Source organism: Paenibacillus sp. FSL H8-0048, assembly GCF_038002825.1.
Lineage (GTDB): Bacteria > Bacillota > Bacilli > Paenibacillales > Paenibacillaceae > Paenibacillus_AQ.
In genome coordinates, this window is sequence record NZ_JBBODF010000001.1 from 6,194,122 (window position 1) to 6,220,569 (window position 26,448).

The following is a 26,448-nucleotide window of genomic DNA, read 5'->3' on the forward strand; positions in this document are numbered from 1 at the left end:
GGGACCGCCTTTTTTGTATGACGGCACCACCTGAATTTGGGTAATAGATCCTAGGGTGTCCCGGAGAGTCCAGGGCCAATTGATCAATGGAAAGTAGGAGAAGAGGCCATGAAGGAACCGTTGCTATTCATTTCTGCAGAGAATCCATATCCGCAGGATAGCGGGGGCAAGCTGAGAACAGGCAATATTCTGAAGCTTCTGCTCGGCAAATATGAGGTAGAGCTCATCACCTATGCCAATTCCCGGAAGACAGGGACGCTGGAGGGACTTCCGTCACTTACAGTGCATGAAGTAGAGCGTACGGTCACCTACCGCAAAGCGCTTCTCCGTTCCCTGTATACCTGGCGGAACTGCTCGTATATGAGCCATGTGGATGTGGACATGAAGGCGAAGATTATAGAGCTCTGCAGCCGGAATTCCTACGGTCATGTATTCATTTCGCACAGCCTGCTGGGCTGCTGCATCGACATTGTACAGCGCTGCCTGCCTGACACTGTGATCATTACCGATGCGCATAATTTCGAGAGCGGATTGTCTGCACAGCTGGCAGGCGGGAAAAAGGGGATCGCCAAGGTCTATTATTCCCTTAATGCTGTATGGACGCGCCAGGATGAGCTGAGGCTGATGGACAAGACGAATCTGCTGCTGACCACTTCGGAAGAGGATGCTCTGGCCTTCAAGGCACTGGCCCCCAGCCAGGCAGAGAAGGTCCATGTCATTCCCAATTTCATACGTATGGAGGATTACCGGACCAAGACGCAGCTGCCCAAGGAGAAATGGATTATTCTTCCGGGTAATATGAACTACTTCCCTAACATTAACGCAGCCCTCTACTTCTACCGTGAGGTATATCCTCTGGTTAAGGCGAGCGTGCCGGATATCCAGTGGTATATTGTCGGACGGGACGTACACCCGGAATTAGCGGCGCTCGCCTTGGAGGATTCCTCTATCGTCATTACCGGGTATGTGGACAGTGTGGCGGATTATATACGTAAGGCGCAGGTAGTCATAGCTCCGCTCCTGGAAGGCAGCGGGACAAGGCTGAAAATTCTGGAGGCCTGGGCCCTGAGGACCCCTGTCGTATCCAGTTCCAAAGGGGCAGAAGGGCTGCTCTATGAGCATTCGCAGAATATTATGATTGCCGATGACCCGGTTTCCTTTGCCGACAGTGTGACACTGCTGCTTCAGGATCATGAAAGAGGAATAGTGCTCGCGGACCGTGCATACGAGACTCTGCTGGTAAATTATGAGGCGGAAAGTGTTAAGGATAAGCTGCTTCGTCTGGTCTGAAGGGGTATGGAATGTAAAATAATTATTTTTCCCCATAAATCGACAACCTTCTCAGGAGGACTGCGTTACTATAGATCTACATCGATAGTTTCACATTTCTGGGCTGGATGTCATCCGGCCTTTTTTGTTTCGTACACATTCATACACATTTACATAGAACCAAGGAGCTATAGCCATGAGAGAGAGAATGTTGTTCCTTTCTGCCCGGAGTCACACGCCGGAAGACCGGGAGGGAGACATCAGAACAGAGAATTTCCTTGATATGCTGCTGGAGCGGTTTGATATTGATCTGCTGGAGTATTGCCACCACCGCCGCGAGACGCAAATTCTGCGCAGTCCTGCCCTGACCGTGCATCAGGTGAAGCGGCCTGCGTCCAGCCGCAGAAGCCTGCTGTTTCCGCTGAACAGACTACGTACGGATGCCTCGATGCTCGGCAATGACAAGTCGCTGCGGGCGGTAATTAGCGAGTTGTGCAGCCAGCACGCCTACAGCCATGTGTTTGTCTCCTATGCCATGCTCGGCAACGGGCTGGACCTGGTCGCTTCGCTGCTTCCTGAAGCTGTTATCGTCACCGATGCCCGGCGTGCAGGCGGCATACGGCTGCAGGGACGGGCGGCTGTCAAGCGGGGAATCAGCACAGGCTACCGCAAGCTGAACGATGCGCTGATCCGCCGGGAAGAGCGCCGGTTAATGAACAAGACCAGCCTCCTGCTGGCCGCTTCAGAAGAAGAGGCACTGTCCTTTAAGGCGTTATCCTTTGCCGACGCAGGCAAGGTGCATGTAGTTCCTCCGTACGTTGATCTGAGCGCCCCGCCGTATGCGGCTCCCGGAGATACTGCCAAGGATAACTCCATCGTTCTGCACTGGGACATGCATTCCACTAACGGCAAGAATGCAGCGCTGGTGTTCTTCAAGAAGGTATATCCGCTGATTCGGGCGGCAGTGCCGGATACCCGCTGCTGCATTATCAGCAGTGAGGTGCATGCTGAGGTCGCAGCTGCCGCCGAGAAGAACTCTTCTATTCTAATCATCAGAGAAGCTATGCAGACAGCCGATTATATCCGCAGGGCCAGAGCTGTGGTTGCTTCATGCTGTGAGGACTGCGGCAGTCAGAGCAGCATTCTGGAGGCCTGGGCCCTCCGCACGCCGGTGGTCAGCACCCCGAAGGGCTCGGAGGAGCTGATCTGCGAGCCGGGGCGGAACATTCTGCTGGCAGGAACAACGGCGGGCACTGCCGATCATCTGATCAGGCTGCTGACGTCGCCGGAGCTTGGTTCTATTATTGCGGATCAGGCCTACCGTACGCTCAGCAGGCATTATGCCGCAGACGGAGTGAAGGCGAAGCTGCTTAGTCTGGTGTAAATATATTAAAATAGCATATCTCTCTCGCATCTTTCATATCTTTCAGTATAGAACTGAAGATCGCGAGGTGAGGGCATTGAATAACGGAAGAATGACTTTCCGCTTCGACGGGGACCAGGGCAGGCAGCGGACAGAGAAGGCAGCGCTCCGGGTGGTGAACGAAACCGGTGTTGTTCTTGAGGATAAGGGGACTTACAAGGTACAGCCCGGGGGGGGGAAGGCATCCTCCTATACCAAGGCCGATGAATATATTGTGGATCTGGAGAAGGTGGAGTTGCCCCGGCCATTAGAGACAGCTTACATGAAGCCCCCGGGCGCCGGCCGCCGGAAACCGAAAGCTCCTGAGGATGACTATGATTTGGGACTGTATTCTGTTGTCCGTCCTGCTTCTGCAAGGAATCTGTGGGAACAGAGGGAAGACTCGGAGGAGGATTCCCCCTATGGAGGGGCGGATGAACAAGGTTTGCTGCATTCAACAGACGACCACTATCCGCTGTATGAAGATAACCGTGAATCTGCTACAGACAGTTATGAGCAATCCGGCGCTCACCGGGATAGCTACGGCGGCTCTTATCATACCCACCGTCCCTCGTATTGGTGGAAGTTCGCACTGTCCATAACTGGAGCGCTGGGAACGGGGATTCTGCTCGGATACGCAGCCTTGTCGTTCATCACAGGAGGGACGGGGGAGACTGCTGAAGCTCCCGGCAATGCGGAGGTTAAGGCGGGAATCACTCAGGGGCAGAAGGCGGCAACCAGCACTAATGCAGCAGACATAACGGGCGTGCCTGCTGAGCAGACGGGAGAAGCGGTGAGCGCGCAGATTCCGGTTCAGGTTGCGCCCCAGAGCTATTATCTGCTGCAATATGGCGTGTTCAGCACACCGGCAGGAGCGGAGCAAGCCCGGCAGGAGCTCTTGACCGCCGGCCTTGCCGCAGGTCTTGACCCGGCAGACGGCAACCGTGTGTACGCCGGAATGTCTCCTGACCGTGAACAGGCCAAACTGCTTAGCAATGGGCTCAAGGGCCAAGGCATCGAGCTGTATGTGAGAGAAGTGGCTTTGCCCGCTGTGAATCAGGTCCGCTATACCGGAACGGCAGCGGCAGTAGACAGCTACTTCGCGCTCAGCAGCCAGCTGTTAAGCAGGCTGAGCAGCTTGTCCGCTTCCCTGCTTGGCGGGGGGAGCAGCGGGGACGCTGGCGGAGCGGTAAGCGATCTCCATATGCAGTGGACCCAGGCAGTCAAGGCACTGGAGCCGGGCCTCACACCGGAAGGGCAGGGAATCGCTGACGGGCTGGAGAAATCCATGAGCCAGGGGATAGCCGCCCTGAACGAATACAATAAGAATAAGGCGGAGGGGCTGCTCTGGGAGGTGCAGGAGGCCATGATGAGCTTCCTGACCGGCCAGAAAAGCCTGTTGTCCGCCATGAGCTGACAGCAGAGGCGTAACGAACCGCTGACTATAGACTAAATAAACACTCCCCCGTATGGCATATGCCCGGCGGGGGAGTGTTGCATTTCCAGAGGCTGCCGGTTACGTGGTAAACATTCCCTGGATGGATTTTGAGTTTGTATTGCACTCCGTTTCACCGTATAATAATTAGGGTGTCAAAAAATGGCGAGGGAAGACTTGAATGAAGAAGAAAAATGTAGGAACACTGCTGTTATTTCTTATTCTGGGCTGGCTGGCCGGAGCCTGGATTGCCAAGCTGCTGGAACCTGTACGGGCTCTGTCTTTTCTTACAGCTTCGACTGTTCTCAAGTGGTCGCCGCAAGCCGATTTAGACATCATAACCTATGACATCACAATCCATTTGAAACTGTGCCTGCTCAGTCTTGCCGGAATTATTACAGCCGTATGGCTGTACCGCAGGCTGTAGCCTTAGCTGGCAGCATCAGGAAGGGACGTAATTACAGTGGAGCATGACAATTCACGGCATATTATTCTGGCTTCAGGTTCACCGCGGCGGCGTGAGCTGTTAGCCTCGCTTGGACTGCCTTTCGAGGTGCTGTCCAGTGATGCTGATGAGAGTACACCGCCCGAATGGAATCCTGAAGCTATTGTACGGAATCTGGCTCTGCGTAAGGCAGAAGCTGTGGTTCCTGTTGCCGGAGACCGTGATGCCGTTATTATCGGCAGCGACACGATTGTTGTGCTTGACGGAATGGTGCTCGGCAAGCCGGCGGATGAGCAGGACAGCGCCAGAATGCTGGAGATGCTGCAAGGCCGGACGCATCAGGTATACACCGGGGTGGCCTGCATCGGTTCCGCAGAGGGACGTACCCTGGTAGATCATAGGGTAACCTCTGTAACTATGAGAGCAATGAGCGAAGAGGAAATCTCCGCCTACATAGCGACCGGGGAGCCTGCCGACAAAGCCGGCTCTTACGCGATACAAGGACTGGGCGCCACCCTGGTGGAAGAAATTGAAGGCTGCTATTTTAACGTGGTCGGTCTGCCGCTGTCACTGCTGAGCGGCATGTTGTCCGGGTTTGGCATTTCAGTGCTGAACCGGTAAGGGTAGCCGAAGAAAGAAGGTTAGGGATGGAGTCGCAAACATTTATGCTGCGTGACCTCCCCCATGAAGAACGACCACGAGAGCGCATGATGCATTATGGGGCGGAATCATTAAGTCAAGCGGAGCTTCTGGCTATTCTGCTGCGCACAGGTGCGCACCGTGAATCAGCCCTTCTTATCGCCCAGCGGCTCTTGAGCCATGCAGGCGGTCTCCGCGGACTGGCGGATCTGAGCATTGAAGAATTGACAACAATCAACGGCATCGGCCCTGTCAAGGCCGTGCAACTCAAAGCAGGCATAGAGCTGGGAAGACGCATGGCGAATTCCCGGCTTACCGAACCGGTTATTATCCGCAGTCCCCAGGACGCGGCGGAGATTCTGACCGAACAGCTGCGTTATTTGCAGAAGGAGCATTTTATCTGCCTGTTCCTGAATACGAAGAATCATGTTATTGCGCAGGAAACATTGTCCATGGGTAGCCTTAATGCCTCCATTGTGCATCCCCGCGAGGTGTTCCGGGCAGCCATGAAATGCAGCAGCGCAGCAATTATATGCGCACATAATCATCCGAGCGGTGATCCTACGCCGAGCCCTGAAGACATCTCCCTGACCGCAAGGCTGATGCAGGCAGGCGAGATTGTCGGCATTGATGTGCTGGATCATCTGGTGATCGGAGACGGCAGCTACGTAAGTTTGAAAGAGAAAGGCTACATGTAATACAATTGTCTAGATTCACATGGAAAAGGAGCATACAAGATGTTAGGTGGTTTTACGAAAGACTTAGGAATTGACTTGGGGACAGCGAATACGCTTGTCTACGTGCGCGGTAAAGGGATTGTTGTCAGAGAGCCGTCCGTGGTAGCCATTAATACAGATAGCAAGACGATTGAAGCCGTAGGAGAATCTGCCAAAAAAATGATCGGACGCACGCCGGGCAACATCCGTGCCATCCGTCCAATGAAGGACGGGGTCATCGCTGATTTCGATACTACAGCAACCATGATCAAATATTTCATCCGCCAGGCCCAGAAGCAGCGCTCGATGTTCCAGCGCCATCCGAATGTCATGGTGTGTGTGCCCTCCGGAATTACAGCCGTTGAACAACGTGCGGTCGAGGATGCTACGAAGCAGGCCGGAGCACGGGAAGCTTATATTATCGAGGAGCCATTCGCTGCTGCGATCGGTGCAGATCTTCCGGTATGGGAACCAACCGGCAGTATGGTTGTAGATATCGGCGGCGGAACTACCGAGGTTGCGGTAATCTCACTCGGCGGTATTGTTACCAGCCGTTCTGTACGTGTCGCTGGAGATGATGCGGATGAGTCTATCATCCAATACATCAAGCGCCAGTATAACCTTATGATCGGTGAACGCACCTCCGAGCAGCTTAAGATGGATGTGGGCTCCGCCCTGCCGCTTGAGAAGGCTGAGACGATGGAGATCCGCGGACGCGATCTGGTAACCGGTCTGCCGAAGACGCTGACCATTACCTCCGATGAAATCTGTGAGGCTCTGTCCGACACTGTGAATGCAATTGTTGAAGCCGTGAAGGTTACGCTGGAGAAATGTCCGCCGGAGCTGGCCGCCGATATTATGGACCGCGGCATTGTGCTTACGGGCGGCGGCGCACTTCTGCGCAACCTGGACAAGCTGCTGGCGCGTGAGACCGGAATGCCGGTGATTGTGGCCGAGAATCCGCTGGACTGTGTTGCAATCGGCACAGGCAAGGCGCTGGAGAATATCCACTTGTTCAAGAGCCGCAGCAGTTCGGGTCTCCGCTCCAAACGCTAGGAACATGCGGACTGTGAACGTCAACCCCTGAGGTTGGAGAAATACGGTTATTAGAGGGTGCTCGAGATTGTTCAAGCTGTTTAACAATAAACGACTGTTTATATTGCTGATTACGCTGGTTACGTTTATCGTTCTGATGGGCTTCAGCCTGGGGCAGAGGAAGACCCTGTCCTGGCCGGAGAATTTCCTCAGAGATACGACCGGATTCGTGCAGAAATTGTTCTACAAGCCCGCTGGATACGTAGCGGGCTTCTTCGAAGATATTGGCAATCTCCGCGAAATGGCCGAAGAGAACAAGCGGCTTAAGATTTTGGCTGCACAGTACGCCCGGGATAAGGCGCAATTTAATTTCATTAAAGCCAAGAATGAAGAATATGAAAAGGATCTTCAATTCACTAAAGCTCAAAAGAACATGTATAAATATGAATATCTGATCTCCAATGTGGTCAGTGTTACGACAGAACCGGGGAATAATACACTTGTTATTGATTTGGGTGCGAAAGATGGCATTAGACTGAATATGTCCGTAACTTCTATCGAGGGGCTTGTAGGAGTTATAAGCAATGTAAGTAACTTCACCTCTACCGTGAAGCTGATGACGATGATGGATATCAACGACCCCAACTCACAGCCTCCTATAGCAGCAACCGCTGTTAACAAGGAAGGCAAGACCTTTGGAATGATTGAGAGCTATGACCAGCAGACCGGGATGCTGCTGATGAACAAAATCCCCGTAGGCGATCCGATTGCCAAGGATGATGTCATTATCTCCTCTGGGATTGGCGGACGCTATCCGCGCGGTATGCCTATCGGTACGGTGAAAGAAGTGAAGATCGGACAATTCGGATTAACCTCTACAGCGATTATCAAGCCGGCGGCAGGATTCCAGGACTGGAAGGAACTCTTCGTTGTCTATACGGAGGAGCGTGTAGAATAGTGAGGATGCGCAGACCTGTCCTGGTACTTTTGTTATTCATTTTATTTATTCTGGAAGGCACAGTGCTTCCCTGGCTGATTCCTGACGGCTGGCAGATGCGGATTATTCCTAATCTCGTCTTCATCGTCATTCTGTTCGTAACGGTATACCATCACCGGCATACAGCGCTTATTCTGGGCTTATCGTTCGGTATGCTGCATGATGTGGTCTTCTATGGTCGCATACTGGGTGCTCATTCCTTCGCTATGGGCCTATCTGCGTACCTGATCGGGCTGGTATTCCAGATTCCCCGCGCGCCGCTGCCGCTTATGATGACAGTGGTGCTGCTGGGCAGTCTGCTGGAAGACAGCATTCTTTTTGCCATCTATAATGTGTTTAATCTAAGCCAGGAGCCATATAATTGGGCGCTCTTGCATCATATGCTGCCTACCATGCTCATTCATTTTGCTGCAGGCCTGCTTCTCTACATTCCGCTCCGGCGACAGCTGGAGCTGCTGAAGAAAGAGACACTTGATGAGGAAGCTGCCTAAGCGGCAGCGGTTTTTTCTTATCGCCCAAAGAAGGAATTTGCCCGGCCCGGCACGAATGAATGAGGATAGGGGGACAGGCATATGACAGTTAAATCCAAGCACGTAAGGATTAAGGGCATCAAGGATGGCCTGGTATTCCTGCTAGACGACAAGTGTCCCTTTGAAGATCTCTTAAGCGAGCTTCGCTACAAGCTGGAGCACAGCCATCAAAATATTCTGACCGGACCGATTGTGCATGTGGATATTAAGCTGGGCAACCGTGCTGTTACCGAAGAAGATAAAGAGGCGGTACTTGAGATCCTCAAGAGTCAGGGAAATCTGTTGATCCGTTCGGTTGAAGCTATTGAAGATCCTGAAGAGAAGGATACAGAGGCCTTGTTCATGATGAGCGGAATGCTCCGCTCGGGCCAGGTACTGCATCATGAGGGCAATCTGCTGTTCCTCGGCGATGTGAATCCGGGAGGCACGATTACCTGTTCAGGAGATATCTATATTCTTGGTGCACTCAAAGGAATGGCACACGCCGGAATCAACGGTAACCAGGAGGCCATTATTGCCGCTTCCCTTCTGGCGCCTACCCAACTCCGGATTGCTGAGATTATCAGCAGACCGCCTGATGAATGGGGAACCCGGGAGAGCAGTATGGAATTTGCCTATTTATCGGGCGGTGCTATGCAAATCGACAAAATTCATAATATAGTGAAGTTACGTCAGGATTTAAATGTGTTTAAAGGGGTGTAGCCTCCATGGGAGAAGCGATTGTCGTAACCTCGGGTAAAGGCGGAGTTGGCAAGACAACCACAACAGCCAACATTGGGACCGCGCTTGCCCTGCAGGGCAAAAAAGTATGTCTGGTGGATACGGACATTGGACTGCGGAATCTGGATGTTGTCATGGGGCTGGAGAACCGGATTATCTATGATCTGGTCGATGTGGCAGAGGGCCGCTGCCGGCTGAATCAGGCGCTGGTCAAGGACAAGCGCTTCGATGAGCTGTACATGCTGCCCGCTGCCCAGACCAAGGACAAGACTGCAGTTACGCCGGAGCAGGTTAGGGATATCATTCTGGAGCTCAAGAAGGAGTATGAATATATTCTGATCGATTGTCCGGCCGGCATTGAGCACGGCTTCCGCAATGCGGTTGCCGGTGCCGACAAAGCAATTGTAGTCACCACTCCGGAGCATGCTGCGGTACGGGATGCAGACCGGATTATCGGTCTCTTGGAGCAGTCAGCGGTGGAATCTCCGAAGCTGGTGGTCAACCGGATTCGTCAGGGCTTGATCAAGTCCGGGGATATGCTTGATATTGAAGACATTCTGCAGGTGCTGAATATCGATCTGATCGGGATTGTACCCGATGATGAACAGGTCATCCGGGCGGCGAACAACGGAGAGCCTACCGTGATGAATCCGGACTCCTTGGCTGCGATAGCTTACCGTAATATTGCCCGGCGTATTCTGGGCGATGCGGTGCCGCTGATGCAGCTTGATCAGAAGACGGGCGCCTTCAAGAAGCTCAAGAAATTTTTTGGAATGGGCTGAATCCCGGCCAGGCACTTATATATGGCATTCTTCCGTAGGAGCCCGCTGACGAGAAATCGCTGGCGGGCTTATTTTTGTTGTGCAGTAACTTGGACAGGGCTTGTTCTAAAGCGGCTTCCGCCACTCATAAAATGGAAGTAAAACAAGCCCGCCGGAGGGATCAATATGAAATACCCGAGAGAGTCCAAGAACCGCCGTAAGAAACGTATACAAAATCTGCTGGAGGAGAAGCCGGCAGCCGGAGCAGCACCAGCACCAGAGCGGCTCGGTCTGCCGGGCAGTCCTTCCTCATTCAGAGCATGGGGGGCTGGGGACAGGAATGAATTTGACTCTTCCCTTGAGCCTGACCCCGAGACAATGTGGAAGCAGCAGCGCAACCACTGGGAAGATGAAGGCAGCAAGGGACCGGGGCAGGGCTTCCGTGCTGGTCTGCTGCGGCGGACGGTGGCCAGTCTGCTGGTCTTCGGCGCTGTATGGGGCATTTTTGCCGTGCAGGAGCCGTGGGCAGTGAAGGCACAGTACTTTGTTACAGACATCCTCAGCAATGATATGGATTTTGCAGCAGCACAGGTGTGGTACGAGGAACATTTCAATGGAGCCCCGTCCTTTATTCCGATTTTCGGAGATGAACAGGTACCGGCGGAGAAGGTGACGGCTGCTCATGAGCTTAGCGCTCCGCTTGCAGGAAGCATTGTTCGTCCCTTTGCTGCTTCGCTTAATGGCATCGAAATTATACCGGCAGACGATTCAAGTGCCAGCGTCACGGTGAAAAGTGTAGATACGGGCCGTGTGCTGGCCGTTTCGAAGGAAGCCCGGGGAGGCATCCGTATTACGGTCCGGCATACCGGGGAGATCACGGCAGAATACGGTCATCTTAGCGGGACACGGCTCGCAGTGGATGACTGGGTGCAGAGCGGAGACGAAATAGGCTGGATTCAGGGGACGGAGGATGCCCGGGTCCCGTTGCTGTTTTTTGCAGTTATGAAAGACAAGACTTATATTGATCCGGCCGAAGTGGTATCGTTTGATTAGGGTCTTCGGCATTGAATTGTCACTGCATCCGCTCTTCGTGCTGATTCTCATGGTCTCCGTGCTTACCGGACAGTTCCTGGAGCTGCTCACCTTGTTCCTGATCGTATTCATTCATGAGCTTGGACATGTATGTGCGGCGCTGCTGGCCGGCGTTACCGTCAGATCGGTGGAGCTTCTGCCATTCGGCGGCGTTGCGGTTATAGAGGATCATGGACGGCTTACAGCTGTCCGTGAGATCGGGATTGCCCTGGCTGGTCCGCTGCAGAACGGAATTATGATTCTGATGGCGCTGGCGCTTAAGCAGGTGGAGTATGGAAATATCGCCTATCTGGATTATTTTATCGGAGCTAATGCCATGATCGCTCTATTCAATCTGCTTCCGGTGCTTCCGCTGGACGGTGGCAAAATTCTTCAGGCGGCCCTGAGTCTGCTGCTTCCGTATTATTACACACTGCTGTGGACCGGCAGAGTCAGCATTGCGGCCAGTCTGCTTGTGATAGGGTTCGCTCTGCTTCCGCTTGGGAACGGAGATGGACTCCGGCTTAACCTCCTCATGATCGGAGCGTTTCTGCTCTATTCTAATTGGACGGACCAGCGCAATTTGCCGTACCGGTTTGTCGGGTTTTTGATGAACCGTGAGCGGATTTATGAGCGGTATCTAGTGGCGGAGAACATTGCCCGCCCAATAGTTGCCACGCTCGCGAAACCTTTGGATGAGATATTGCGTCTATTTAAACGTAACCATTATCATTATATCTATGTGATGAACAACGATAGGGATATCGTAGCCGTTGTGCCGGAGCAGCGTCTGATTGCTTCGTATTTCGGAAAGTAACAAGCGAGAAACGATTCAAACCAGAGGTGAAGCCATGAAACAAATGATCGTTCACTGTACACAGCATATTACCCGCATGGCACTTCTGGAGAACGGGAGGCTGGTGGAATATGCGGCTGAACGCGATCAGCAGCAGGGTCTGGTCGGGAGTTATTATAAAGGCCGGGTAATGAATGTGCTGCCTGGTATGCAGGCGGCCTTTGTAGATATCGGACAGAAAAAGAATGCATTTCTATACGTAGATGATGTACTCCATCCCCATCTGGACAAGCAGCCGGCCGTCAAGCCTTCGATTGAGACGCTGCTGCAGCCCGGTCAGGAGATTGTGGTTCAGGTGAGAAAAGAACCGCGGGGCGGCAAGGGCGCGCGGGTAACCACGCATTATACGCTGCCCGGACGCTGGATGGTGTACATGCCCTTTGCCGAATATGTCGGGGTCTCCAAGAAAATATGCCGGGAATCCGAGCGCAGCCGGCTTAAAGGCATCGGCGAGCGGCTGCGTCAGGGTGAGGAAGGACTCATTATGCGCACCGTCTCCGAGGATGAGCCGGTGGAAGCCGTGGAGGGAGATCTGGCTTTTCTGCGGGCGCAGTGGGAAGTGATTACCCGGCGTTCCCAGGAAGTGGAGGCGCCGGCTCTGCTGCACTGTGATCTGAGCATCGTCCAGCGGTTCATCCGGGATGCCTTCAATCCGCAGCGTGATGAGCTGATGATTGATTCGGCCAAGGCGGTTAAGGAAGCGGAAGCCTTCCTGACGGATATGGCTCCGGAAGGGTACAAGCCTGTGGGATTCTACAGGGGACAGGAGCCCATTTTCTCTGCTTACGGGGTGACGGATCAGCTGCACAAGAGCTTCAGCCGTAAAATCATCCTCGAAGGCGGCGCTACGCTGATCTGGGACGAGACAGAAGCCCTGACTGTGATTGATGTTAACACAGCGCAGTACACCGGCGGGACGAACCTTGAGGATACAGTAACACGTACTAACCTGCTGGCTGCGGAGGAGATCGGGCGGCTTGTCCGGCTCCGGGATACAGGCGGTATTATTATTGTTGATTTCATTGATATGGAACGGGAAGAGCACCGCAGGCAGGTGACGGACAAGCTGGAGAGCATTATCAGCCGCGACCGGACCAAGACGCATATTCTCGGCTGGACCCATCTCGGTCTGCTGGAGATGACCCGTAAGAAGGCCAGACATGATTCCGCGGGGTTTGCCCCGGTGATCTGCCAGTGCTGCGGCGGTACAGGCAAGGTCGGGACTTGGCTGGAGTAGGAAGAGACAGTCAGGTTGTATATGTTTTGTAAGGGGATATTGACTAGGACCCATATGTGTGATAATATCTTCAAGTATGTGTTTGGTTGTTCCATTCCTGCACATGCTGTAACCGCTCCGATCGGGTAGATGAAGCGTGATTCCTCCGGGGATTGCCACCTTGACTAGGCGAGTCTGAGACATGAGGAGGTGCAAGTACAATGTATGCAATTATCGAAACTGGCGGTAAACAATACAAAGTCCAAGAGGGCGATGTTTTGTTCATTGAGAAGCTGGAAGCTGAAGACGGCGCAAGCGTAACGTTTGACCGTGTCTTGGCTGTTTCTAACGAAGGTGGTTTGACTGCAGGAACTCCGCTGGTAAGCGGCGCGTCTGTAACAGCCAAAGTCGAGAAACATGGTAAGGGACAGAAGGTTGTAGTTTACAAATACAAACCTAAGAAGAACTACCACAAGAAGCAAGGCCATCGTCAACCGTACACCAAAGTAACTATCGAGAAGATTCAAGCGTAAGAAGGTGCGTTAATGATTAACGTGCGGATTACACGGGCTTCTGCTCAGGGTGTCATTGTCGGTTTTGCCGTCAAGGGGCATGCGGAATACGCAAGGAATGGCAGGGATATCGTCTGCGCGGGTGTTTCGACGGTTACCGTTGGAACAGTGAATGCGATTGAGAGCCTGACGGGTGTAGTTCTGGATACTTCGATGAAGGATGGGTTCTTAAGCGGAACGCTGGTTCCCGTGAATGATTCCGAAGTCTCCGCCAAGGTACAGCTCTTGCTGGAATCCATGGTGCTGATGCTCAAGGATATTGCTAAATCCTATAAGAAATATATTCAGATACAGGAAGTTATCATTTGAAGAAGGAGGTTGACAACATGTTGAAATTGGATCTTCAATTATTCGCATCGAAAAAAGGTGTAGGTTCCACAAAGAACGGACGTGATTCCCACTCTAAGCGTCTTGGCGTGAAACGGGCTGACGGTCAAGCAGTAACCGGCGGCAACATCTTGGTTCGTCAACGCGGAACCAAAATCCACCCGGGCACGAACGTGGGCATCGGTAAAGATGACACACTGTTCGCACTTGTGGATGGCGTAGTGAAGTTCGAACGTTGGGGACGCGACCGCAAAAAAGTGAGCGTATATCCGGTGGATGTCGCTCCGGTAGCAGCGGCACTGGAAGCGTAAGCTTACGGAACCTATGAAGATGAGAAGCCTCCGGCATCAGTGCCGGGGGCTTTTTTTGAAATGTAAAGTGAATCTATATGTTTCGGGGTCCTTATAAAGCACCTGAGTAAGCATCGAAGCTTAAGCCCCACTTTGTGACGGGATTCTGGTGATTGCAGAGAAAGCCTGTGTTATACTGGGAAATGGTGAATATGAAGCAAGATAAGCAGTGCTTACATTGGAAACAATTTTGCGAACCAAGGGACGGGGAGAAGGAATGAAATCCTGGAAAAGTAAGGTCTGGGCAGTCATGTTATCCGCAGTGCTTCCTTTAGGTCTCGTGTATTGGCAAACCTCCCTTTTCACATGCCTGCTGCTCGGAGTCTGGGTAGCGGCAGTGCTTGCATTCAGCTTTGTTTACAACCGGCGTCAATATGAAGAGGAACTGCGTATACAGGAGAATACTCTGCAGCAGGCGGCAAACCGGACACTGAATCATCATCGTCATGACTGGATGAATGATCTGCAGGTGCTTTACGGATATATCCAGCTGGGCAAGCCTGATAAATCCGTACAATGTGTGGAAAGAATAAAGGAGCGTATTGCGCTCGACAGCCGTATTGCCAAATTGGGAGTGCCTTCCCTGGTGTTCTACCTGCAATCCTTCCGTACGTTCAGAAGCAGTCTGGAGCTGGACATACAGGTGGAAGAAGAGCTCCAGCTGGAGGACAAGCTGAGTCCTGAGGCAGGGGCTGAGCTGACTTCGGTCATTATGCAGACGGTCAGGGCGTACCAGTACAGCGGAATAACACAGCATGGAGACACGCGGAAGCTTGAACTCAGCTTTTCACAGGAGGGCAGGGACATTCTGATCTCTTTCAAAGGTGAGGGAGAACAAGGGAATCCCGAACTGCTTCAGGAGCAAATTTATAATATAGTACAAGGAAAAATCATGAAGGCGGAGCAGGTTCAGCCTGCCAAGGGTTATTTGGAACTGCGGTTACCGCTGGAGATGTAAGGAAGGTGAACATTTATGTTCGTAGATAAGGCTAAGGTTTATGTAAAAGGCGGAGACGGCGGAGATGGTCTCGTAGCGTTTCGCCGGGAGAAATATGTACCGGATGGCGGTCCTGCCGGCGGCGATGGCGGCCGTGGGGGAGATGTGATTTTCCGCGTGGATGAAGGCTTGCGGACCCTGATGGATTTCCGTTATCAGCGGCACTTCAAGGCCGATAAGGGAGTTAAGGGACGCAACAAGAGCCAGCACGGGGCAAACGCCGAGCATATGATCGTGCGGATTCCACCAGGAACTGTGTTGATTGATGATGATACCCAGGAGATCCTTGCCGACCTAACCCGTCATGGACAACAGGTTGTAGTGGCCCGCGGAGGCCGGGGAGGCCGGGGTAATACCCGGTTTGCGACGGCGAACAATACAGCGCCGGAGCTGGCTGAGAATGGGGAAGAGGGCCAGGAGCGGTACATCGTAATGGAGCTGAAGGTCATGGCCGACGTAGGCCTTGTAGGCTTCCCTAGCGTAGGTAAATCTACGCTGCTGTCGGTCGTATCTGCTGCCCAGCCGAAGATCGGAGCGTACCACTTTACCACGATTACCCCGAATCTGGGTGTAGTTGATGTCGGGGATGGCCGCAGCTTTGTAATGGCGGATCTGCCTGGACTGATTGAAGGCGCGAGTGAAGGAGTGGGCCTGGGGCATGAGTTCCTGCGCCACGTTGAACGCACGCGTATCATCATTCATGTCGTGGATATGTCCGGCTCGGAAGGCCGCGATCCTTTTGAAGATTGGGTACTGATTAATGATGAGCTGAAGCAATACAATGCGGCGCTGATTGACCGTCCGCAGATCGTGGCGGCGAACAAGATGGATATGCCTGATTCCGAGGAGAACCTGGCTTCCTTCCGTGAACGTATCGCGGAGCTTCGTCCGGACCTTGAGATTATGCCGATCTCTTCCCTGACCCGTCAGGGCGTTCAGGAGCTGCTCTACCGTGCTACAGATATTCTTGACAGTATTCCTGTGGCTCCGGTGGTTGAAGAAGTAGCCGGCAAAGAGCGCAAGGTGTATAAGCTCGAAGCGGAAGAGGATAACTCATTCACGATTACCCGTGACAACGAGGCCTTTGTAGTCAACAGTCCGCGGATTGAGCGGATGATTAAGAGAATGCAGCTAAGCACACATGATGCCATTCTCAGGCTGGCCCGTACTTTGCGTCACATGGGTGTGGATGCCGAACTGCGCAGACGCGGCGCTGTTGAAGGTACAATCGTGCGCATTGCTGATTTTGAATTCGAATTTGTCGAGAACAGCAGCTACTATTAATAGAGACTCAAGTATACCGGCTGTATCTTCCGAGAGGGGGATGCGGCCTTTTTTAATGGGAGTCAGGTGGGCTTCACAGAGGGTTTAGCCATTTATATTAATAAAGTTTTCTTTATATATCTGGATTAATTTACTACAATCATTATATAAGTGATGTTAAGTTGAATCCAAAGGGTGTAATCTGCGTATATCATACATACCTGTCAGGAAAGAGGGAATGGACAGATGGCAATTATTGAAGTAGTCAAATATGACGGACCTCCGGGTGTCTTCGCCTGGAAGTATCCGAATCAGGAGCTGGGGACCTGGACACAGCTGATCGTAAATGAATCTCAGGAAGCGATTTTGTTCAAGGGTGGAGAGGCGCTGGATTCCTTCACAGCCGGACGCCACACCTTAAGCACAGCGAATATTCCAATTTTGTCGAATGTGGTGAACCTGCCGTTCGGCGGCAAGTCTCCATTCACCGCAGAGATATGGTTTGTGAACAAGATAAACTCCATGAATGTGAAGTGGGGGACCAGTGCACCGCTTCAGCTGCAGGACCCTAAATACAAGATCATGGTAGCGGTCCGTGCCTTCGGGCAGTTTGGCGTGCGGATCGAAGATCCCCGCAAATTCCTGCTGAAGCTGGTAGGAACGCTGCCGGTCTTCGATCAGGATACATTGATCAACTATTTCCGCGGGCTGCTGATGTCCAATATTAATGAACTTATATCTTCTTATCTGGTGCACAAAAAAATCAGCATCCTGGAGATCAATGCCTACGTGGTTGAAATCTCCAAGCACATTCAAGGGCGCTTATTCTCCACGTTCCTGGACAGCGGGATTGAGCTTAATAATTTCTATATTGACTCGATCAATATTCCCGATGATGATCCGGCAACGCAGCGCCTTAAGGAGGCCTTGGCCAAAAAAGCGGAGATGGACATTATCGGCTTCACCTATCAGCAGGAACGTAGCTTCGATGCTATGGAGGAGGCCGCAGGCAATCCGGGCAACGCAGGCGTGGGCATGATGAATGCGGGGCTGGGGCTCGGCATGGGCTTCGGGCTGGCCGGACCTGCGGCTGAGATAGCCACCCGGATGACCCGGAGCATGTCCCTGGACGGCAGTACGGGCAGCCAGCCGGCATCTGCTGCTTCTAAATCCTGCTCGGGCTGTGGAACCCTTAATCCGGCAGATGCACGCTTCTGTACCGGCTGCGGCCGCAGTCTGCAACCGCCGCCGGAAGCGGAGAATAAGGTATGTCCCAGCTGCGGCAAGGCGGTCATCCCTGGTGCCAAATTCTGTCCGCATTGCGGAGAAGGCCTGATCCTGAAATGTGCAGGCTGCGGGCATGAGCTGAAGCCCGGACAGAAATTCTGTCCAGAGTGCGGTACCAGAGCGGCTAACGGGTGAACGGAATGCAGAGGCAGAGGTCATATACCGGTCTTGTCACTGGCATTTATGTTGCTGTTCTGGCAGTTACTGCGGGCACCTTCTTCACATTTGGATTCTCGGAATCGCTGCTGCGCTTCGTAGTGACTCTGCTTGCTGTAGGTATGGCAGAGACTGTGGTTTACGTATATTGTATGCTATGGCTACGCCGTGCTCCTGAAGCAGGCAGGACTTCGCCAGTATTCATCAGCGGAGTTGTAATTATAGCCTTCTATCTGGCTGCGGTACTAGCTTCGGCTATTCTGCTGGACTGGATTCTGGAGCTGAGCCCGCTCTGGTATGCTGGAGAGCAGCTGCTTATCCTGATTATGGCTGTGATCGTGCTTGCAGCTACAGCGGGATATGGCTGGAATGCCGCCTCCGGGGAGCGCAGGGCTGCGGACGCTTCGCGGAGCCTGCGTAGTCATATGCAGGAGCTGCAGGAGATCAGAGGGATTGCCGGCAGCTGGAAGCATCCTGAAGCAGGCAGGCTGGTGGAGCTGATCGGGGCTCTGGAGGAGAAATTCCTCTACAGTGACCCGGTATCGAGACCGGGACTATATGCAACGGAAGATATCATTAGGCAGCAGATCTCTCTGCTGCATGACCATGTGGCGCTGCTGCTTGTCCTGAAGGAGCTGCCGGCCAGCTGGGACACGGAGACAGAAGAATTAACCGGGAGTATTGCCGGCACGCTCCAGCGGCGTAACCTGGAGCTGGCGGCGCTTAAATAGGAGGAGTAGACAGCAATGGGGATAGGGAATCAGCCGGGCGGACTGCTGCCGGGCCGGGAAGGGCAACCGTCTGATAGTCTGCCTAAGTATGAGCGGACTACTTTGGATGTTGTAACTATCGGTGCAGGATATTTGTTTATGCCGCTCGGACTTGTGCTTGCACTGGTACGCATGTTAAGTACCCACTATAAAAATTACCGCAAGGCTGTGAATTATAGTCTGATGCATCATGTGTTTGTGGGCGGCTTCGTGCAGATGATGGGATTTATCGTCTTTTCCATCTTCAGTGAAGTCGCTGTTGATACTGGTACGTTGATTGGAATGTTAATTATGTTCTCATTGATAACGCTTCTGCCTGCGGCCGTATTTGCCAGAAGCGCAGCCAAGGCCAGATTCCGCTTCTCGCAGCTCGCTAATCAGTATGTACATCTGATCACGGTGGAGAGAGTCCGCTATACCGGAGATCTGGCAGACCGGAGCGGACAGAGCGAAGCGGATGTGAACAGAGACCTCCTCTATCTGCAGAAGTATGGAGTGCTGGACTCCGGCCTCCTCTTTCATGAAGGGGCGGATGAAGCAGCTTCGGCGGCGCAGGGAGGCCAGGCGGCGTCATCTCCGTTCTCGCCGCCTGCCGGCGGACCGCAACATCAGCAGCGCGGTCCGCAGCAACTGCCGAAATCGGTACGCTGCCCGGGCTGCGGGGCACAGAATACAGTAGCTCCTAACCAGTCCACCAGCTGTGATTACTGCGGGACGACCATTGCTTACAGCTGAGCATGCGCGGTAAGTATTACTTTTTTCAGAAGGCTGTTCCTCCTAGATGATAGGGGGAATAGCCTTTTTCGCTTGTTTGCAGAAAGTTATTGCAATAAAAGCCTTCAATCCCGTATAATGTCCACTATGTACATACAAAAGTCTTTGGGGTGAGGACGTTCGTGAAAGAACGCTATTATTTGGTCCGGGAGGACATATTGCCCGATGCGGTGCTGAAGACCATGCAGGTCAAACAGCTGCTGGAAGCAGGAGATGCCAAAACCGTACACGAGGGCGTGGAACAGGTCGGGCTTAGCCGCAGTGCTTTTTATAAATACAAAGATGGGATACACTTAATTCATCAGCTGGAGCGCGAGCGCATTGTGACGATCTCGATTGATCTGGAGCACGAGTCGGGTATGCTGTCCAAGGTGCTCGGTTCCGTGGCGGTCCACGGGGCGAATGTGCTGACAATCCATCAGAGTATCCCGCTGCAAGGGCGGGCCAACGTGGTGATCTCTGTCGAGATCTCCCATCTGAATGAAGAGCTGGGCGATTTGCTGGATAGTCTCAAGGCAATTCCCGGTGTGAAGCGTGCGTTAATTATTGGTCAGGGGTGAGAATACGAATGAAGCCGGTTAGAGTAGGTCTGCTGGGTCTGGGTACTGTGGGTACGGGCGTTGTCCGTATTGTGGAAGGGAATCAGGAGGATTTGAGCAGCCAGGTGGGCTCGCCGATTCTGATTGAACGTATTGCCGTGAAGAATACGGAGAAGCCGCGTGATATTGAAGTGGACCCGTCCAAGATTACCGATGATCCATGGGCGGTTATCCGTGACCCAGAGATTGATGTTATTGTTGAGGTCATGGGCGGGATCGCAGGGACGAAGGAGTACATTCTGGAGGCGCTGGAGCGCGGCAAGCATATCGTAACCGCCAATAAGGACCTGATGGCCCTGCACGGCTCGGAGATTCTGGCTAAGGCGCAGGAGAAGCAGTGCGATGTGTTCTATGAGGCGAGTGTGGCGGGAGGCATTCCGATTATCCGCACCCTGATCGAAGGCTTTTCCTCGGATAAGATTATGAAGATTATGGGGATCGTGAACGGGACAACCAACTACATCCTCAGCAAAATGAGCCAGGAAGGCGCATCTTACGCGGACGTCCTGCAGGAAGCGCAGGAGCTGGGGTACGCCGAGTCTGATCCGACCTCCGATGTGGAGGGGCTGGATGCAGCCCGCAAGATGGCCATTCTGGGCACGCTGGGCTTCCGGACAAATGTGGAGCTGAGCGACGTCAGTGTAAGCGGAATTTCCTCGGTCAGCAAGGAGGATATGGCTTTTGCCAAACGGCTGGGATACGAGATGAAGCTGCTCGGGATCGCTGAACGCCAGGATGAAGAATTCAGCATTAGCGTTCAGCCGACGATGATCCGTACGAACCACCCGATTGCCTCCGTTAACGGTGTGTTTAATGCGGTATATGTATATGGTGAGGCTGTAGGAGAGACGATGTTCTACGGTGCGGGGGCAGGGGCGATGCCTACGGCAACCTCGATTGTGGCGGATCTGGTGGCGGTCATCAAGAACCTGAAGCTGGGGGTCAACGGGCTTAAGCAGATTGTGCCGTATAAGCAGAAGAAGCTGAAGAGCGACGAGGATATCTATTACAAAAACTTCCTCCTGCTCCATGTCGACGACAAGGCCGGGGTACTGGCGAAGATTACCCAGGTGTTTGCCGAATATGATGTGAGTCTGGATTCCGTAGTGCAGCAGGCCAATCCTAATAATCCTGATGCCGAAATTATCATTGTCACCCATAACGCCAGCAGAGCCAGTATGAACAAAGTGCTGCGCCACCTGGAACAACTGAATGTCATTCACCGCATTAAAAGCCATTACCGTGTAGAAGGCTAAATATCGCAGGTTCCCTGGAACACAGCCCTGCGCGCAAATATAATGAAGGAGATTTACCCGCCATGAGTATTTACGGAAGGTCTAGAGTGAAGGTCCCTGCGAGTACCGCCAATCTCGGTCCGGGCTTCGATACGCTGGGCATGGCTCTGTCGCTGTATGCCTGGATTGAAATGGAGGAAGCCGCTGAAACGGTATTTCAGCTGCATGGAGATGAGATGGCCGGCGTTCCCCGGGACAAAAGCAATCTGCTCTACAAGGTTGCGCAAATGGTCTTTGCAGAGGCCGGGGTTCAGGTTCCGGAGTTGTCCATCTCCATGTATTCGGAAATCCCGCTGACCCGCGGGCTTGGCAGCAGTGCTTCGGCCATTATTGGCGCGCTGGCTGCGGCGAATGCTATGATAGGTTCACCGCTGAGTCAGGCGAAGCTGTTCGATATGGCTACAGCGATCGAGAAGCATCCCGATAATGTCGGGGCCTCGCTGTTCGGGGGAATTATTACGGCCGTGTGGGACGGCGAACATGCCGATTACATCCGGATCGAGCCTCCTCAGGAGCTTGAAGTGCTTGTGGTCATCCCTGAATTCGAGCTGGAGACTGTCAAGGCAAGAGGTGTGCTGCCTGCTGAGGTTACGGTCAGTGATGCTGTCCATAACATCAGCCGTACCTCACTGCTCACTGCAGCGTTAGCCGCAGGACGTCTGGATCTGATTGGTACAGCGATGCAGGATAGGCTGCATCAGCCCTACCGTGCACCGCTGGTGCCGGGAATGGAGAAGCTGCTGGCTGAAGCTCCGGGCCACGGCGCGCTGGGGATTGCGCTCAGCGGTGCTGGCCCGACTCTGTTATGTATGGTGGACCGCAGCGAGCAGCGGAAGCAGGAGCTGGAGCTGTTTTTGACAGAGACCATGCAGGAGAACGGGATCTCTGCCCGTACCGTATGGCTGTCCCCATGCACCACAGGTGTCACTGCGGAGCTGCTTGAAAGAAACGGGATGCACAACGAATCATTTTTGGATATGATAAAAGGAGAATTACAGCCATGAAATCGATAGCGTTATTGCCTCAGGGTTCTGTCTCGCATGAAGCGCTGCTGCATTTATTTGGCGGTAACCCTGTTCATCTGGAGCATCATAAGCTCATCTCCGATGTCTTCCTGTCCACGGCTGGCGGAGTCACCGATTACAGTGTCATTCCGATTGAGAACACGATAGAAGGCTCGGTCAGCCTGCATATCGACTGGCTCATTAATGAAGTGAACCTGCCGATGCAGGCGGAGTGGATTTTCCCGTCGATACAGAATCTGATCAGCTGTCCGCAGGAGTTCACGAAGGAGAACGGGGATAAGGATTATACGAAGATTGTCAAAATCTTGTCCCATCCGGTGGCTATGGCCCAATGCACGCAGTTCATCCGTAAGGCTATGCCCTGGGCTGAGCTGGAGTCTGTGGGAAGCACCTCTGAAGCGGTGGAGATTGTGAAGGGCAATCCCGGCAAAGGCTGGGCTGCCATCGGTACCGCACTTGGAGCCGCTACGCACGGACTGGAGGTTGTGGAACGACAGATTACAGATCATAATAACAATTACACGCGGTTTGTCCTGGTGGGCCCGCAGAAGCTGGAGCTTCCGCAGAAGAGCAGTGGAGACAAGACGAGTATTCTTGTTACGCTGCCTGAGGATTTCCCTGGTGCCCTGCATCAGGTATTGGCTGCTTTTGCCTGGCGTAAGCTGAACTTGTCCCGTATTGAATCAAGGCCGACGAAGAAGAAGCTGGGTACTTATTATTTCTATATTGATGTGCTGGAACCGATAGAGTCGGTACTGCTACCGGGCGCGATCGAAGAGATCAAAGCCTTGGGCTGTCAGGTACGGATTCTGGGGTCCTATCCCACATACACCTATGAGGAAGAGAAAGCGGAGGTGCAGTAGTTCATGGCTGAGCAATGGATCTATCTGGATGGACAACATGTAACAAAGGACAAGGCAATGGTGTCCGTATTCGATCACGGTTTTTTATATGGAGACGGAATCTTCGAAGGTATCCGTATTTATAACGGCAACATCTTCAAGTGCAAGGAGCATCTGGACAGGCTGTATGATTCGGCGAAGTCGATAATGCTGGACATTCCGCTGACGTATGACGAGATGCTAGAGGCAATGGCTGAGACCATCCGCCTGAACGACATGCGGGACGGTTACATCCGGCTGATCGTATCACGCGGTCCCGGCAACCTGGGTCTTGATCCGCGCCGCTGCCCCAAAGCAAGTGTAATCATCATTGTTGAGCAGCTTGCCATCTATCCGGAGCAGGCTTATATGAACGGACTTCGTGCCGTTTCGGTCTCCCAGCGCCGCAATCTCCCGGATGCCCTGAATCCTAAGATCAAATCGCTGAACTATCTGAATAATATTCTGGTGAAGATTCAGTCGAATCTGGCGGAAGCCGATGAAGCAATCATGATGAACGCTCAGGGTTATGTAACCGAAGGCTCAGGCGATAATATCTTCATTATCAAAAGAGGCGTAGTCTATACACCGCCTTGTTACCTGGGCGCCCTGGAGGGAATCACCCGTCTGGCGATCATTGAGCTGTGTGAGAAGCTGGGACTGCCGCTTAAGGAAGAACCGTTCACCATGCATGATGTCTATATTGCCGATGAAGTCTTCTTCACCGGAACAGCGGCTGAAGTTATTGCTGCCCGTGAGATCGACGGCAGAGTCATCGGTTCCGGCCAGGCCGGGCCGATTACCCTGCAATTGCTGGAAGAATTCCGCAATGTGGTTGATAAAGACGGTTATAAGGTTTGGGAATAGCACATTAATTTCGCGGGAGCGAATAGAGAAAAATCCTTTCATGCCAAGCATGGAAGGATTTTTTTGCATATAGGGATGTCATTCGCCCATGGGCTGCATAAGATGTAGTAACGAAGGAGGCGGCTGTACCGCAACTACCGAATCTGGAGGGCTATCATCCCTGAACCGGGGTGCAGTGCCGATCAATAGATACTTTTAGGAGGTAAATGCTGCGTGAAAATACACATTGTTAAGCAAGGTGATTCGCTGTTTGCGTTATCACAGAAGTATGGAGTGCCGCTGCAAAAAATCATCGAGGCCAATCCGCAAATCACCAATCCGGATGTGCTTGCGGTAGGAGACAAGGTTAAGATCCCGGCTGCGCCCGTAGCTCTGCCTGTTCCGGACAACAACGATATCTACTATAAGCATACAGTCAAGCAAGGCGATACCTTATGGAAGCTCTCCAAGGCTTGGGGTATTACACTCAAGGATATGATTGATGCCAACCCGCAGCTTAAGAACCCTAATGCGCTGATGACTGGGGAAGTCGTGAACATCCCTAAGAAAGTCAGTACTTCTCCAATCCAGGCCCAATCCATCGATCCGGTAAAAGCTAATACGACCCCCATTCAGGCTCAGTCCACCGCTCCGGCAGTGGTTGATAAAACGGCCATTGGCGGTAAAACCTACACCGGTGTGATCGAAAAGCCGGCTCCTGCGCCAGCTCCTGCACCTGCTGCAGAAGCAGTCCCTATCCCGTTGGCGGTTCCTGCACCTAACCCTGCACCTAATAAAGCGCCGGAAGTCAAGCCGGTTCAGGAAGTCGTCCATGAGAAACAAAGCTTGTATGTACAAATCTCTGTTCCCGCGCAGGAGGAGAAAACCAAGGAAGTGCATCATAATAAGACCGAGGTTCAGCCTACCGCCTGGGATGAGGGTAAAACATCACCGTGGGGAAAGACCGATGGCTATCCCGGCCTCAGCGAGAATCCGTATTTCATGAATTATGCACCGGTGTATCCCGTATATGAGCCCATGGCCAATATGGATATGAACAATATGGGTATGAACAATATGAATAACGCTCCGAGTTATGTTCAGCCTGCAGCATTTATGCCGGATTGCCCGCCGTTCTATGCCCAGCCGGTTAATCCTTGTCCACCTGGACAATATCCCGGAGCATGGTATCCTAATGCAGCGCCGGATTATGATAATATGAATATGTCTGCAGTCAGCCCTGTCAGTGACAATGCTGCGTTTGCTCCGCAGTACCTGAGCGAGCAGGCTTACCTTCCTTGGCCTTCCTGCGGATGCGGCGCAATGTCGATTCAGCCTTATCCTTATGAGCAGCCGATGTATAACGGGTATCCGGTGTACGGCATGCCGCCGATGGGGATGGTTTCTCCTTATGCTGGAGGAATGAATGCCATGCCTAACGCGGTGTCACCGGTGTATGAACAGCCTATGGTATCTAACATTCCGCCATATCCGGCTTATCCGGGCATGGAGAACTTCGCTCACAACCGCGTACCCGAGATTCAGATTCCTGAGCCTGTGGTGGAGGAAGCGGAGGAACTGCCGGATAAGGGGCGCACTGAAGCCACAGCGGCAAAGGATACAAAACCAGGGAAGTCGAAACCGGCAGCGGCAAAAGCGAAAACTTCCAGCCAGGCTTCTGCCGCCAAAGATAAAGCCCACGCCAAGCCGCGTTCGAACTCAAATGGGCGTTCTAGTACAGCTAAAAAGAATCAGACTCCTTGGATTCCGAATTAAGAGGGGGAGTCCCCTTAGGAGAGAGCGGCACATGCAGGTCCTGCTGGATATGAGGGCCGGCATGTGCTTTTGGGACGTGGTTATGCAGGTACAGAGGCTTGTATAGGATATCTATGAAAGGCTATAGTACTATCTGAAAAATGGTATAAAATTAAGGGTTGTTAGCAGGTATATATCATGATATATTATATATCCAGTCGCAAGGCGGGTGCCTTGCAAGAAGATTGGACATGTTGCTCTGATGAATACACATTTCGCTTCTTCAAAAATAAGTGTTGCATTCAGAAGATGAACGTGTTATATTATAAAAGTTGCTGGTGACGCGGTGAGCGGCACTGACAACGAGCTTGATCTTTGAAAACTGAACAACGAGTGAGTATCTGGAGATCACTTCGGTGAGATCCAAAAATGATGATTTTCACAGCGTCTTGTACGCTT

The 26,448-nt window shown here is 52.8% G+C and carries 28 protein-coding genes; all 28 read left to right on the forward strand.

Annotated elements, in window-relative coordinates:
• Positions 1-108: 108 nt before the first annotated feature.
• The 28 genes from NSU18_RS26885 to NSU18_RS27020 all read left to right on the forward strand — a co-directional run bounded on the left by NSU18_RS26885 (position 109) and on the right by NSU18_RS27020 (position 26,010).
• Positions 109-1,290, forward strand: a complete 1,182-nt coding sequence (locus NSU18_RS26885; RefSeq protein WP_341150497.1) for a glycosyltransferase family 4 protein — start codon at positions 109-111, stop codon at positions 1,288-1,290.
• A gap of 175 nt (positions 1,291-1,465) precedes the next feature.
• On the forward strand, positions 1,466-2,653 hold the full coding sequence (locus NSU18_RS26890) for a glycosyltransferase (protein WP_341150498.1): 1,188 nt from the start codon (positions 1,466-1,468) through the stop codon (positions 2,651-2,653).
• 76 nt (positions 2,654-2,729) lie between these two features.
• Positions 2,730-4,088, forward strand: a complete 1,359-nt coding sequence (locus NSU18_RS26895) for an SPOR domain-containing protein (RefSeq protein ID WP_341150499.1) — start codon at positions 2,730-2,732, stop codon at positions 4,086-4,088.
• 199 nt (positions 4,089-4,287) lie between these two features.
• Complete coding sequence (locus NSU18_RS26900) at positions 4,288-4,533, forward strand: DUF4321 domain-containing protein (protein ID WP_341017214.1); 246 nt, start codon at positions 4,288-4,290, stop codon at positions 4,531-4,533.
• 36 nt (positions 4,534-4,569) lie between these two features.
• The gene (locus NSU18_RS26905; RefSeq protein ID WP_341150500.1) at positions 4,570-5,172 is read left to right on the forward strand and encodes a Maf family protein; all 603 of its coding nucleotides are present in this window, start codon (positions 4,570-4,572) and stop codon (positions 5,170-5,172) included.
• 26 nt (positions 5,173-5,198) lie between these two features.
• Positions 5,199-5,888 (forward strand): RadC family protein, encoded by a 690-nt coding sequence (radC, locus tag NSU18_RS26910; protein ID WP_341017218.1) that lies wholly within the window; start codon positions 5,199-5,201, stop codon positions 5,886-5,888.
• Between the two features lie 39 nt (positions 5,889-5,927).
• Entirely contained in the window at positions 5,928-6,962 is a 1,035-nt protein-coding gene (locus NSU18_RS26915; protein ID WP_036698969.1) for a rod shape-determining protein, read from the forward strand.
• Between the two features lie 67 nt (positions 6,963-7,029).
• Positions 7,030-7,899, forward strand: coding sequence for a rod shape-determining protein MreC (gene mreC, locus NSU18_RS26920; RefSeq protein WP_341017219.1), 870 nt, complete (start codon positions 7,030-7,032; stop codon positions 7,897-7,899).
• Positions 7,899-8,429 (forward strand): rod shape-determining protein MreD, encoded by a 531-nt coding sequence (gene mreD / locus NSU18_RS26925; protein WP_341150501.1) that lies wholly within the window; start codon positions 7,899-7,901, stop codon positions 8,427-8,429. The genes mreC and mreD overlap by 1 nt, the downstream gene beginning before the upstream one ends.
• 81 nt (positions 8,430-8,510) lie before the next feature.
• The gene (gene minC, locus NSU18_RS26930; RefSeq protein WP_036698972.1) at positions 8,511-9,170 is read left to right on the forward strand and encodes a septum site-determining protein MinC; all 660 of its coding nucleotides are present in this window, start codon (positions 8,511-8,513) and stop codon (positions 9,168-9,170) included.
• A 5-nt stretch (positions 9,171-9,175) separates the two neighbouring features.
• The gene (gene minD / locus NSU18_RS26935; RefSeq protein ID WP_341017221.1) at positions 9,176-9,970 is read left to right on the forward strand and encodes a septum site-determining protein MinD; all 795 of its coding nucleotides are present in this window, start codon (positions 9,176-9,178) and stop codon (positions 9,968-9,970) included.
• Positions 9,971-10,135: 165 nt separating this feature from the next.
• A complete protein-coding gene (locus NSU18_RS26940) occupies positions 10,136-11,002 on the forward strand; it encodes a M23 family metallopeptidase (protein WP_341017222.1) in 867 nt (288 codons plus the stop codon).
• On the forward strand, positions 10,995-11,837 hold the full coding sequence (locus NSU18_RS26945; RefSeq protein WP_341017224.1) for a M50 family metallopeptidase: 843 nt from the start codon (positions 10,995-10,997) through the stop codon (positions 11,835-11,837). Before NSU18_RS26940 ends, NSU18_RS26945 begins: the two co-directional genes overlap by 8 nt.
• A gap of 34 nt (positions 11,838-11,871) precedes the next feature.
• Positions 11,872-13,113 carry an Rne/Rng family ribonuclease gene (locus tag NSU18_RS26950; protein ID WP_341017226.1) on the forward strand — a complete coding sequence of 414 codons (1,242 nt, stop codon included), beginning with the start codon at positions 11,872-11,874 and terminating at the stop codon, positions 13,111-13,113.
• Positions 13,114-13,313: 200 nt separating this feature from the next.
• Entirely contained in the window at positions 13,314-13,625 is a 312-nt protein-coding gene (gene rplU, locus NSU18_RS26955) for a 50S ribosomal protein L21 (protein WP_341017227.1), read from the forward strand.
• Positions 13,626-13,637: 12 nt separating this feature from the next.
• On the forward strand, positions 13,638-13,973 hold the full coding sequence (locus NSU18_RS26960; protein WP_341017229.1) for a ribosomal-processing cysteine protease Prp: 336 nt from the start codon (positions 13,638-13,640) through the stop codon (positions 13,971-13,973).
• Positions 13,974-13,990: 17 nt separating this feature from the next.
• On the forward strand, positions 13,991-14,302 hold the full coding sequence (gene rpmA, locus NSU18_RS26965; RefSeq protein ID WP_020429282.1) for a 50S ribosomal protein L27: 312 nt from the start codon (positions 13,991-13,993) through the stop codon (positions 14,300-14,302).
• Positions 14,303-14,558: 256 nt separating this feature from the next.
• Entirely contained in the window at positions 14,559-15,299 is a 741-nt protein-coding gene (locus NSU18_RS26970; protein ID WP_341017231.1) for a Spo0B domain-containing protein, read from the forward strand.
• A gap of 15 nt (positions 15,300-15,314) precedes the next feature.
• Positions 15,315-16,622, forward strand: coding sequence for a GTPase ObgE (obgE, locus tag NSU18_RS26975; RefSeq protein WP_341017233.1), 1,308 nt, complete (start codon positions 15,315-15,317; stop codon positions 16,620-16,622).
• A gap of 225 nt (positions 16,623-16,847) precedes the next feature.
• Entirely contained in the window at positions 16,848-18,023 is a 1,176-nt protein-coding gene (locus NSU18_RS26980) for an SPFH domain-containing protein (protein WP_341150502.1), read from the forward strand.
• Positions 18,020-18,775: a hypothetical protein gene (locus NSU18_RS26985; RefSeq protein ID WP_341150503.1), complete on the forward strand. Its 756-nt coding sequence runs from the start codon at positions 18,020-18,022 to the stop codon at positions 18,773-18,775. The genes NSU18_RS26980 and NSU18_RS26985 overlap by 4 nt, the downstream gene beginning before the upstream one ends.
• 15 nt (positions 18,776-18,790) lie before the next feature.
• Positions 18,791-19,549 carry a hypothetical protein gene (locus NSU18_RS26990; protein ID WP_341150504.1) on the forward strand — a complete coding sequence of 253 codons (759 nt, stop codon included), beginning with the start codon at positions 18,791-18,793 and terminating at the stop codon, positions 19,547-19,549.
• A 161-nt stretch (positions 19,550-19,710) separates the two neighbouring features.
• Positions 19,711-20,148 (forward strand): ACT domain-containing protein, encoded by a 438-nt coding sequence (locus tag NSU18_RS26995; protein WP_036698990.1) that lies wholly within the window; start codon positions 19,711-19,713, stop codon positions 20,146-20,148.
• A gap of 8 nt (positions 20,149-20,156) precedes the next feature.
• Positions 20,157-21,443 carry a homoserine dehydrogenase gene (locus tag NSU18_RS27000; protein WP_341017239.1) on the forward strand — a complete coding sequence of 429 codons (1,287 nt, stop codon included), beginning with the start codon at positions 20,157-20,159 and terminating at the stop codon, positions 21,441-21,443.
• Positions 21,444-21,505: 62 nt separating this feature from the next.
• Positions 21,506-22,486, forward strand: coding sequence for a homoserine kinase (gene thrB, locus NSU18_RS27005; RefSeq protein ID WP_341017241.1), 981 nt, complete (start codon positions 21,506-21,508; stop codon positions 22,484-22,486).
• The gene (gene pheA, locus NSU18_RS27010) at positions 22,483-23,370 is read left to right on the forward strand and encodes a prephenate dehydratase (protein WP_341017243.1); all 888 of its coding nucleotides are present in this window, start codon (positions 22,483-22,485) and stop codon (positions 23,368-23,370) included. The genes thrB and pheA overlap by 4 nt, the downstream gene beginning before the upstream one ends.
• A gap of 3 nt (positions 23,371-23,373) precedes the next feature.
• The gene (gene ilvE, locus NSU18_RS27015) at positions 23,374-24,255 is read left to right on the forward strand and encodes a branched-chain-amino-acid transaminase (protein ID WP_340752117.1); all 882 of its coding nucleotides are present in this window, start codon (positions 23,374-23,376) and stop codon (positions 24,253-24,255) included.
• Positions 24,256-24,468: 213 nt separating this feature from the next.
• Positions 24,469-26,010 (forward strand): LysM peptidoglycan-binding domain-containing protein, encoded by a 1,542-nt coding sequence (locus NSU18_RS27020; protein ID WP_341150505.1) that lies wholly within the window; start codon positions 24,469-24,471, stop codon positions 26,008-26,010.
• Positions 26,011-26,448 lie beyond the last annotated feature (438 nt).